Annotated in this window: 10 protein-coding genes, 2 pseudogenes and 1 riboswitch; of the genes and pseudogenes, 11 read left to right on the top strand and 1 reads right to left on the bottom strand. The window is 44.5% G+C overall.

Annotated elements, in window-relative coordinates:
* Positions 1 to 135 precede the first annotated feature (135 nt).
* The 10 genes from E2L07_RS13570 (at position 136) to lysA (ending at position 8767) form a co-directional block, all read left to right on the top strand.
* Positions 136 to 1299 (top strand): D-alanyl-D-alanine carboxypeptidase family protein, encoded by a 1164-nt coding sequence (locus E2L07_RS13570; protein WP_134229833.1) that lies wholly within the window; start codon positions 136 to 138, stop codon positions 1297 to 1299.
* Between the two features lie 142 nt (positions 1300 to 1441).
* Positions 1442 to 1792, top strand: a complete 351-nt coding sequence (gene spoIIAA, locus E2L07_RS13575; protein WP_010897701.1) for an anti-sigma F factor antagonist — start codon at positions 1442 to 1444, stop codon at positions 1790 to 1792.
* A 1-nt stretch (position 1793) separates the two neighbouring features.
* A complete protein-coding gene (gene spoIIAB, locus E2L07_RS13580; RefSeq protein WP_010897702.1) occupies positions 1794 to 2234 on the top strand; it encodes an anti-sigma F factor in 441 nt (146 codons plus the stop codon).
* 13 nt (positions 2235 to 2247) lie between these two features.
* Positions 2248 to 3006 (top strand): RNA polymerase sporulation sigma factor SigF, encoded by a 759-nt coding sequence (gene sigF / locus E2L07_RS13585; RefSeq protein WP_010897703.1) that lies wholly within the window; start codon positions 2248 to 2250, stop codon positions 3004 to 3006.
* 191 nt (positions 3007 to 3197) lie between these two features.
* On the top strand, positions 3198 to 3653 hold the full coding sequence (spoVAC, locus tag E2L07_RS13590) for a stage V sporulation protein AC (RefSeq protein WP_134229834.1): 456 nt from the start codon (positions 3198 to 3200) through the stop codon (positions 3651 to 3653).
* Between the two features lie 22 nt (positions 3654 to 3675).
* Positions 3676 to 4683 carry a stage V sporulation protein AD gene (gene spoVAD / locus E2L07_RS13595; RefSeq protein WP_134229835.1) on the top strand — a complete coding sequence of 336 codons (1008 nt, stop codon included), beginning with the start codon at positions 3676 to 3678 and terminating at the stop codon, positions 4681 to 4683.
* 3 nt (positions 4684 to 4686) lie between these two features.
* On the top strand, positions 4687 to 5037 hold the full coding sequence (gene spoVAE, locus E2L07_RS13600) for a stage V sporulation protein AE (RefSeq protein WP_010897706.1): 351 nt from the start codon (positions 4687 to 4689) through the stop codon (positions 5035 to 5037).
* A gap of 5 nt (positions 5038 to 5042) precedes the next feature.
* Entirely contained in the window at positions 5043 to 5609 is a 567-nt protein-coding gene (gene spoVAEA, locus E2L07_RS13605; protein ID WP_010897707.1) for a stage V sporulation protein SpoVABEA, read from the top strand.
* Entirely contained in the window at positions 5602 to 7083 is a 1482-nt protein-coding gene (locus E2L07_RS13610) for a spore germination protein (protein ID WP_134229836.1), read from the top strand. Before spoVAEA ends, E2L07_RS13610 begins: the two co-directional genes overlap by 8 nt.
* A 68-nt stretch (positions 7084 to 7151) precedes the next feature.
* Positions 7152 to 7326: riboswitch (Lysine riboswitch) on the top strand.
* 121 nt (positions 7327 to 7447) lie between these two features.
* A complete protein-coding gene (gene lysA, locus E2L07_RS13615; RefSeq protein WP_134229837.1) occupies positions 7448 to 8767 on the top strand; it encodes a diaminopimelate decarboxylase in 1320 nt (439 codons plus the stop codon).
* A gap of 85 nt (positions 8768 to 8852) precedes the next feature.
* Here the strand turns inward: lysA and E2L07_RS21285 are convergent.
* Positions 8853 to 9118: pseudogene (locus E2L07_RS21285) on the bottom strand (hypothetical protein).
* 163 nt (positions 9119 to 9281) lie between these two features.
* On the opposite strand from E2L07_RS21285, the pseudogene E2L07_RS13625 reads away from it, so the two are divergent.
* A pseudogene (locus tag E2L07_RS13625) lies at positions 9282 to 9667 on the top strand (DDE-type integrase/transposase/recombinase); the annotation flags it as partial.

The following is a 9667-nucleotide window of genomic DNA, read 5'->3' on the forward strand; positions in this document are numbered from 1 at the left end:
ATACACGCTTCCGCCATGTATAAAAAGTTCATGATAGGAAAAAATGGGAACTATGCAACCTAGGAGTCGTATTGTTTGATTTATAAAATCAAAGCTGACTTCTTTCTATTATGATCAAGATGGAGGCGGATGGGAATGAGAGTGATTCTATCCAGTATCGTAAGTGTATGTCTCGTGGTTGGGATGATAGCACCAGTTGGGCTGGCGGCAGAGAAACAGCCTAATTTAGCGAAGGAGGCTTCGTCCGCCATTGTCATTGAACGCGATACCGGTCAAGTTTTGTTTGAGAAAAATAGCGACGAAAAACTACCTCCCGCAAGCATGACGAAAATTATGACGCTTCTCCTCATTATGGAGGCGATCGACAGCGGCAAAATTACATACGATGATATGGTTCGTACGAGCGAAAACGCTGCATCGATGGGAGGCTCGCAAGTCTTTTTAGAGCCGGGGGAAGAGATGAGTGTCCGCGATATGATCAAGGCGATTGCGATCGCTTCGGGAAATGATGCGTCCGTGGCAATGGCTGAACATTTAGCAGGAACCGAAGAAGAATTCGTCGGGATGATGAACGAAAAAGCAAGACAGCTAGGATTGAAAAATACGAATTTCGTCAATACGAATGGGCTTCCTGAAAAAGATCATTATACGAGTGCCTATGATTTGGCGATGATCTCAAAAGAGTTGTTAAAGTATGAAGACATAACCGAGTTCACAAGCGTTTACGAAGACTATCTTCGCAAAGGAACAGATAAAGAATTTTGGCTCGTGAATACGAACCGTCTCGTGAAGTTTTATCCAGGTGTGGATGGCTTAAAGACAGGCTTTACAAAAGAGGCGAAATATTGTTTGACAGCAACAGCTGTCAAAAACGGGATGAGGGTCATTACCGTTGTTATGGGAGCTCCGACGCCAAAGGAAAGAAATAGTCAGATTACTGAAATGCTCGATTTTGCGTTTAGTCAGTATCAAACTCATCAAGTGTATGAGCGCGATACGTACATGATGGATTTGAATGTGAGAAAAGGGAATAAAAAGTCCGTTCCGATTTTTACTTCCGAATCCGTTTCCCTTGTGACGAAAAAAGGAGAGTCAATCGACAATGTGACCGAGCGAGTGGAATGGAAGGAATCATTGCTAGCTCCGGTACACAAAGGGGATGTGGTCGGAACGCTGTACCTTGAACGAGATGGGGAAATCTTGTCGGAAACCCCACTGATCGCAGGCGATGATGTAGCATCTGCTTCTTTCTGGCAAATGTTCAAACGAATCGTTGGGAAATTTGGCGGCACTTCCTAACGAATGATGAGACGTTTTTTCGATTTGCCACTAGTTTTGTCACCTAGCAGGGATCATGCGTCCATAAACCGAAACTCTTTGTAGTCGAATCGGGGAGAGAGGAGCTCTTCGCCGATGATGAATGCTAGAAGGAGTGAATCGAATGAGTTTGGACGTAAAGTTAGAGCAAAAGGATACGGTTCTACTCGTACGCTTGATCGGGGAGTTGGATCACCATACGGCGGAGCAATTAAAAAGACAGGTCGAAGAGGTGTTAAGTCAAGGCGTAGTAAAGCATATTGTGCTAAACCTACAGCAACTGGAGTTTATGGATAGCTCAGGGCTTGGGGTCATTTTAGGACGATACAAACAAGTGAAAAACAGCGGAGGTGAAATGGTGGTTTGCGCCATTTCTCCCACAGTAAAACGGTTGTTTGAAATGTCAGGTTTGTTTAAAATCATTCGTCTTGAAGAAAATGAGCAATTCGCATTACAAACGCTGGGGGTGGCTTAACATGCGGAATGAAATGAATTTGTCTTTTTCAGCACAAAGTCAAAATGAATCGTTTGCCAGAGTGACGGTCGGCGCCTTTATTGCTCAGCTTGATCCGACGATGGATGAAATGACGGAGATCAAAACGGTTGTCTCAGAGGCAGTAACCAATGCGATTATCCATGGCTACCAAGGACAGCCAGACGGTGTTGTCTACATTCATGCCTCCATTGACCAAGGTGTGTTTGAGTTAACGATTCGCGACGAGGGAATGGGGATTTCAGATGTGGAAGAAGCGCGTCAACCGCTTTACACGACAAAACCTGAATTAGAACGATCTGGGATGGGATTTACGATCATGGAAAACTTCATGGATGAAGTGAAAGTAGTCTCAGAACCGATGATAGGCACAACGGTTTTTTTGAAAAAGCATTTAACCAAAAGCAAAGCGATTTGCAATTAAGGGGTTTTGCCTAATGGATGTAGAGGTAAAACAGAACGAAAAAGAGCAGCCGTTTACAGACGAGGAAATTAAGCAGCTCATTGCGCAAAGTCAAGCAGGAGACCAAGAGGCGAGAGATCAAATCGTCAGTCGTAACACTCGCCTCGTATGGTCTGTCGTGCAACGATTCTTAAATCGCGGGTATGAAGCAGACGACCTGTTTCAAATTGGTTGCATTGGCTTGATTAAATCAGTGGATAAATTCGATTTGTCGTACGATGTCAAGTTTTCCACCTATGCGGTGCCAATGATCATCGGTGAAATCCAACGATTCCTTCGCGATGATGGTACGGTAAAGGTAAGTCGCTCCATTAAGGAGCTTGGCAATAAAATTCGGAAGCTCAAGGATGATATGACGAAGACGCTCGGTCGGACGCCGACGGTGAATGAAATTGCGGAGCAGTTAGAAATTACGCCAGAAGAAGTCGTCTTTGCCGGGGATGCAAGTCGCTCGCTAAGTTCCATCCATGAGACTGTCTATGAAAATGACGGCGATCCCATTACCCTTTTGGATCAATTGGAAGATCAAAGCGAGACGAGATGGTTTGATAAGATCGCCTTAAAAGAAGCGATTCATAACTTAGAGGAACGAGAGCGGTTGATCGTTTATTTACGTTATTATAAAGATCAAACCCAATCCGAGGTCGCGCAAAGACTCGGAATCTCCCAAGTACAAGTATCGAGACTTGAAAAGAAAATCCTTGAAACGATGAAAGCGAATATAGCTGAATAGGTTGTCCTCCTTTTTTGCCCTGCCGAAGCGGTAGGGCTTTTTTCATTTTAGGAAAGTCTAACGTTATAAAGGACTAAAAGGACAAGAAAATCAACGGAGATAAGTGTCTTTTTCGTTTCCTCCGAATGAAAGATTTTTACAAGACACATACTACTTGAAAGCAAAGGATTGTCAAGAAAGGAGGCAGATGGATGACCACTGATGTGAAAAAGCAATATCAAGCTAACATTAAACTGTATCAACCAAAGCCAAACTACGGAAAAAATGCAGTGCGTGCATTTCTCATTGGTGGCTTCATTTGTCTACTAGGTGAAGCCATTAGCGATCTGTATCTCATGTGGTTTCCTTTAAGTGAACGTACGGTCACAGCGCCAATGATGGCTACGATGATCTTGCTCGCTGCCCTCTTTACAGGGGTTGGTCTATATGACAAGCTCGGACAGTTTGGCGGTGCAGGTGCACTAGTCCCTGTCACGGGTTTTACAAATGCTATGGCGAGTGCAGCCCTTGAGCATCGCAGCGAGGGGCTTGTTCACGGAGTTGCGACCAACATGTTTAAAATGGTTGGAGCCGTGATTGTTTTTGGGGTTGTCGCCTCATATCTCGTTGGACTGACCAGGTTGCTCGTACAAATGCTCATTAGTTAACGAATTGAAGGAGAATACGTCAATGATGTCACCGCGAAAGCAAACGTTGAAGTTTGATAAGCCTGTCTACATTGAGTCAACAGGTACTGCGGTTGGACCTATGGAAGGCGCAGGACCCCTCAGGCATACGTTTGATCAAGCATATGACAATCTTTATTGTGGAGAGGATTCATGGGAATTAGCAGAACGACGACTCATGCAGGATGCGATCGAGCATTGCCTAAAAAAGGTTCATGTTGAGACGGAGAGAGTTTCATTTATGATCGCTGGGGATTTATTGAATCAAAACATTACGGCAAACTACGTTGCTAGAGCACTGGGAATTCCTTTTTTAGGCACATTTTCTGCGTGTGCCACATCAATGGAAACTCTGGCGGTAGGCTCGATCATCGTCCATGGTGGCTTTGCGCAAAGGGTGATTACAGCTGCGAGCAGTCACTATGCTACCGCTGAAAGGCAGTTTCGTCAGCCGACTGAATTTGCCAAACAAAAGCCGGACTCAGCCACATATACAGTAACAGGTGCTGGAGCTGCATTGGTTAGTAATCGACCGAGCAAGGTTCGCATCGAGAGCGCGACAATCGGTCATGTGGTCGATTATGGTTTGAAAAACCCCCTTGATCTTGGATCGGCGATGGCCCCAGCGGCTGCGCATACGATTGTGACCCACTTGGAGGAAACCGATCAGCAGGTAGATGACTATGACTTGATTGTAACCGGTGATCTTTCTCGGATAGGGAGTGGAATTTTACGCAAGTTACTAGAGGAAAAACGAGTGATGTTTAAGCGCAACTATGATGATTGCGGGGTGATGATTTACAGCATGGATCAGCCTGTATTTGCTGGTGGAAGTGGAGCAGCATGTTCTGCGGTCGTCAGTTACGGTTATATTTTCGAACAAATGAAAAAAGGCAAGTTAAAGAAAGTGTTAATTGTAGCGACAGGTGCACTGCTCAATCCGATGATGATCCAGCAAAAAGAGACGATTCCGTGCATCGCTCATGCGGTTTCGTTGCGTGCGGAGGTGTAAATCGTGAACTATATTATCGCATTTACCGTTGGTGGCTTAATCTGTATTGTGGGACAAGTGTTGCTTGATGTAGCGAAAATGACTCCTACCCAAGTATTAAGCACTCTTGTGGTTGCAGGTGCGGTGCTGGATGGATTTCATTTATACGACAGACTGATTGATTTTGCAGGCGCTGGTGCGACCATTCCGATCACGAGCTTCGGTCATTCCCTTGTCCACGGGGCGATGGCCGAAGGAGAGCGATCAGGTTTTTTAGGGGTAGGAATGGGGATTTTTGAGATTACTTCTGCTGGCATATCTTCAGCTATTCTTTTTAGTTTTCTCGTGGCTGTTGTATTTAAGCCAAGGGGGTGAAGCTCATGAGCCGTCGGAAAGTAATCTTGATCACAGACGGAGATGAGTCGGCACTAAAAGCTATAGAACATGTTGCTAGAGAATTAGGAGGGCGTTGCATCAGTCAATCATGGGGCAATCCTAGCCATTTGACAGGAGAAGAGATCGTTAAGCTCATTTTGAAAACCCCCTATGATCCGGTGCTTGTCATGTTTGACGATTGTGGATTCCGTTTAGAGGGACCTGGAGAAGCGGCAATGCGCCATGTGGCAAATGATCCTGCGATTGATGTTTTAGGTGTGATTGCGGTTGCTTCTTCAAGCCATTATCACGAATGGACGAAGGTGGATGTAAGCATTGACCGCTTCGGAGAGCTTACGGAATATGGGGTGGATAAATATGGTGTGGCCGACCTTGAGATTGGGCGGATGAATGGCGATACGGTATACATACTCGATGAGTTGGATTTGCCGATCGTTGTCGGGATCGGCGACATTGGAAAGATGGGTGGAGCGGATGCGGTGGAAATAGGGGCGCCGATCACGCGAAGAGCGGTGGAATACATTTTAGAACGGAGTGGATACCATGAGTGAAAGCGTTAAAGAGCGAGAGGATATTATCTCACCGGACATTCATGTAAATGAAGAATGTTTGAAAGAACGATTAGGAATGGATGTCTCGTTTGACGTGGGCATTCGTAAGCTCCCCGTGTTTGACCGAGAAATTCAACTATATTACGTCAACGGCTTGGTAGATACGCAAAACATTATTGAGTTGTTGAAAGAACTGATGGATCTAGATGCGCGAAATCGGAAAATAACCGATGTGAAAAAGGCCGTTAAAAATCACTTAACCCATTACCAAGTGGAAGAGACCGACAGCATGAATGAAGCGGTAACACAAATGTTGTCAGGGCTCATTTTCATTTTAATTGATGGAGAGACCGAAGCGTTTGTTGTCGATGTTCGTTCCTATCCGACACGAGGACCTGAAGAGCCAGATACCGAGCGGGTCGTTCGAGGATCACGGGATGGTTATACGGAAAACATCATCATTAATACGGCTTTAACAAGACGTCGTATTCGAGACGAACGTCTGCGCCATGAAATTTTAAAAGTGGGCGTTCGTTCGAAAACCGATATTTGCATCGCCTATATCGATGGAATTGTCGATCCTGAAATGGTGAAAATCGTTAGGGAAGAGCTGGAAAACATAAAGATTGACGGTATAACTATGACCGATAAAATCATTGAAGAATATATTGTTAAACAAGGAATGAATCCGTTTCCACTTGTAAGATATACGGAGCGCCCTGATGTGGCAGCAACCCACCTGCTTGAAGGCCATTTGGTTATTATGGTTGATACGTCCCCAAGTGTTATTATCGCACCGACAACGTTTTTTCATCACGTACAACATGCAGAGGAATATAGACAATCAGCCGCCATCGGAACGTTTTTGCGGTGGGTTCGCTTTGCTGGCATCTTATTTTCCCTCTTTATTTTGCCGTTTTGGCTATTATTGGTCATGCAGCCAAGCTTACTACCAGAAGGGTTACAATATGTAGGGCCGAATGAAACAAAAGAAGTGCCCATTTTTGCCCAAATCATGTTTGCTGAACTAGGAATTGAACTGCTTAGGATGGCAGCGATCCATACTCCATCTCCGCTGGCTACAGCGCTTGGTCTCGTCGCTGCCCTCTTGATAGGAGAAATTGCGATTGAGGTCGGCCTGTTTTCACCAGAAGTTATTTTGTATGTAGCCATTGGTGCGGTCGGAATGTTCGCTACTCCGAGCTATGAGCTAAGTGTCGCTTTACGTGTAGCAAGACTGATACTGCTTACGATTGTGGCTCTATTTAAAGCACCCGGCTTTATTATTGCCACGACACTTTTTATTTTCATGCTTGCACGAATTAAAACCTTAAATAAGCCGTATTTATGGCCATTTCTTCCGTTCGATCCGCCTGCGATGTGGCAAATTATTATACGTTCCAGTGTTCCAACGATTCGATGGCGACCGAGTATCGTTCATCCGCAAGACCCTATTCGTCAAGAAGAAAGTTAATCAAGGCGGTTGTCAGGTAGAGGGGTTTGTGTTAAAGTAAAACACAACAATTTAATTCCCCTCATCAAGGATGAGGTAGAGGTGCAATGCGAATCAGTACCCACTTGGAGTTTGATGGAACTAGGAAGAGTGGGGAAAGGTCAATTTGCCGAAGTGAATGTATGTCCATCCCATACGTTTGCTGGGTCGTTTTTGAATAAAAAACGAACTGCCGCTGACTGTTAGCGGAGAGCTATCTGCCAATGAGGTTACCTTGCAGCATTCAACGTAGCTAGTGTAACACATTAGCTGCGTTTTTTTACGATGGTTGCAGTCGGTTAAAACGTCACTCATTGAGTTTACCTATAAGGGAGAGAAACCATCTATGTTTTTTCACGGAACGAGTCGTGTCAATGGAAAGGGTCATCTAGAAATCGGAGGTGTGGACACGGTCGAATTGGCCAATCTGTATGGAACCCCATTGTTTGTTTACGATGTGGCACTCATTCGTGAACGAGCAAAAGATTTCAAACAAGCCTTTGCAGATGAAGGAGTTCAGGCTCAAGTGGCGTATGCGAGCAAGGCGTTTAGCTGTATTGCTATGTTTCAGCTTGCTGAAGAGCTAGGCCTAAGTCTTGATGTCGTTTCTGGCGGTGAGCTGTACACCGCGCAGCAAGCTGGAGTATCGATGGAACGAATTCATTTTCACGGGAACAATAAAAGCCGTGCAGAGATTGAGATGGCGGTAGAAGCGGGAATTGGCTGCTTTGTCGTTGATAATTTTTATGAACTTGACCTGTTAGCAGACATTTGTGAGCAAAAGCGGGCGACTGCAAATATTTTATTGCGGATTACGCCGGGGGTTGAAGCTCATACTCATGACTACATCTCAACTGGTCAAGAGGATTCAAAGTTTGGTTTTGATCTTGTGAGCGGCCAAGCCACGCTTGCGGTTAAAAAAGCGTTAGCTGTCGACTCCATTCGTTTGCTCGGTGTTCATAGCCACATTGGATCGCAAATCTTTGAAACAACTGGATTTGTCATGGCTGTCGAAAAAATATTTGAACATTTAGTTTCATGGCGAGAAGACCATGGATTCGAACCATCGGTGTTAAACTTGGGAGGCGGGTTCGGCATCCGTTACATTGAAGGTGATACCCCGCGTCCAGTCGGTGATTATGTTAAAGAAATGATCCGCGCGGTAAAGCAGCAAATTGCAGAACATGAAATGTCGATGCCGGAAATTTGGATCGAGCCTGGTCGTTCGCTTGTCGGCGATGCAGGGACGACGCTGTACACGATCGGGTCAAGAAAAGAAATTCCGAATGTTCGCCATTACTTGTCCGTCGATGGCGGCATGAGCGACAATTTGCGCCCAGCCCTCTATCAAGCTGAATATGAAGGGGCGCTCGCCAACCGTGTGAACGAGCAGCCGGTAGGGATGTTTTCGGTTGCTGGGAAGTGCTGTGAAAGTGGCGATATGCTCATTTGGGATTTACCATTACCAGAGGCAAACCACGAAGACATTTTAGCCGTCTTTTGTACAGGAGCCTACGGCTACTCCATGGCGAACAATTACAACCGGATTCCGCGCCCACCTGTCGTTTTCGTTGAGGATGGCGACGCCCAGCTTGTTATTCAGCGAGAGCGATACGAAGACTTAGTGCGTCTCGATATGCCACTAGTAAAAAAGGTGAAAGTATAGCAAAAGTCTTGCGCCCCAAATGAATGTCTGGGGTGCTTTTCAATGGGAGTGAATTTGCGCTAACCAACGTTAATGTACGAAGAAATCACTTGATACTACTTGATATAAACATGGAGGCGTCTTGATTCATAAAAATCCGCTGACCATGATAGAACGTTCTCATTTCAATTGATTTAAATCCAACTTCGGATAAGCTTTTTTTCAGTTCCTCATGGGAAAAACCGTTAGTAAAGATTTTGATTGACTATTTCGTAATTCGGATCGAACTTCCTTAACGATCACTTTAGCTAATTCAATTCTATCCTCTATATCATATCGTTTGGCCATCTGTTCAAAAACGTTATTCTCCATTTTCCGCTCCCCCGTCTAGATAACGTATTGTCAAAACTTTATATAAAAATAGGTTATTAAATCCTATGTTAGAGGGCTTTATAAGCAAAAAAATTGCCACCCCCTGATTTCTGTAGATAATTGAGGTTACCATAGACCCAATTCCAGAAAAGGAAGTGACAATTTGTACCCTCAAATTATAACCTATTTATTAACTTTTATAAACTATCAAGAACAAATTATTCGAACTTTGCTTACTCTATTGATTGGAAAAAGCATGTTCGATAAACCCAAAGAAGCTCCTGTTAATCAGCCTTATCGAAAGCTTCAAATTGATGATTTACCTATCATTGAAAAGGTAGAAAAGCTCGATTATCAGCTTTTATTAACGGAATATCTTCAATCAAAAGGAAAACCGTTAAAACCAGTACGCCGTCGAGCCAATTCTACGCCCGTACCTTCTGCATTGTGTTGTCCTAAGTGTGGTGCTCCTTCTGCGTATTTGTACGCAAACAACGGAGGAAAAGGACAATATCAATGTAAGGTGTGTGCGTGTGTTTTCAATAAAAA

The organism is Halalkalibacterium halodurans, from assembly GCF_004376175.1.
GTDB classification, from domain to species: domain Bacteria; phylum Bacillota; class Bacilli; order Bacillales; family Bacillaceae_D; genus Halalkalibacterium; species Halalkalibacterium halodurans.

What these genes read in the sequence shown, in the direction of transcription:
- E2L07_RS13570 (WP_134229833.1), top strand. Translation starts at nt 136, where the DNA reads ATGAGAGTGATTCTATCCAGTATCGTAAGTGTATGTCTCGTGGTTGGG.
- spoIIAA (WP_010897701.1), top strand. Translation starts at nt 1,442, where the DNA reads ATGAGTTTGGACGTAAAGTTAGAGCAAAAGGATACGGTTCTACTCGTA.
- spoIIAB (WP_010897702.1), top strand. Translation starts at nt 1,794, where the DNA reads ATGCGGAATGAAATGAATTTGTCTTTTTCAGCACAAAGTCAAAATGAA.
- sigF (WP_010897703.1), top strand. Translation starts at nt 2,248, where the DNA reads ATGGATGTAGAGGTAAAACAGAACGAAAAAGAGCAGCCGTTTACAGAC.
- spoVAC (WP_134229834.1), top strand. Translation starts at nt 3,198, where the DNA reads ATGACCACTGATGTGAAAAAGCAATATCAAGCTAACATTAAACTGTAT.
- spoVAD (WP_134229835.1), top strand. Translation starts at nt 3,676, where the DNA reads ATGATGTCACCGCGAAAGCAAACGTTGAAGTTTGATAAGCCTGTCTAC.
- spoVAEA (WP_010897707.1), top strand. Translation starts at nt 5,043, where the DNA reads ATGAGCCGTCGGAAAGTAATCTTGATCACAGACGGAGATGAGTCGGCA.
- E2L07_RS13610 (WP_134229836.1), top strand. Translation starts at nt 5,602, where the DNA reads ATGAGTGAAAGCGTTAAAGAGCGAGAGGATATTATCTCACCGGACATT.
- lysA (WP_134229837.1), top strand. Translation starts at nt 7,448, where the DNA reads ATGTTTTTTCACGGAACGAGTCGTGTCAATGGAAAGGGTCATCTAGAA.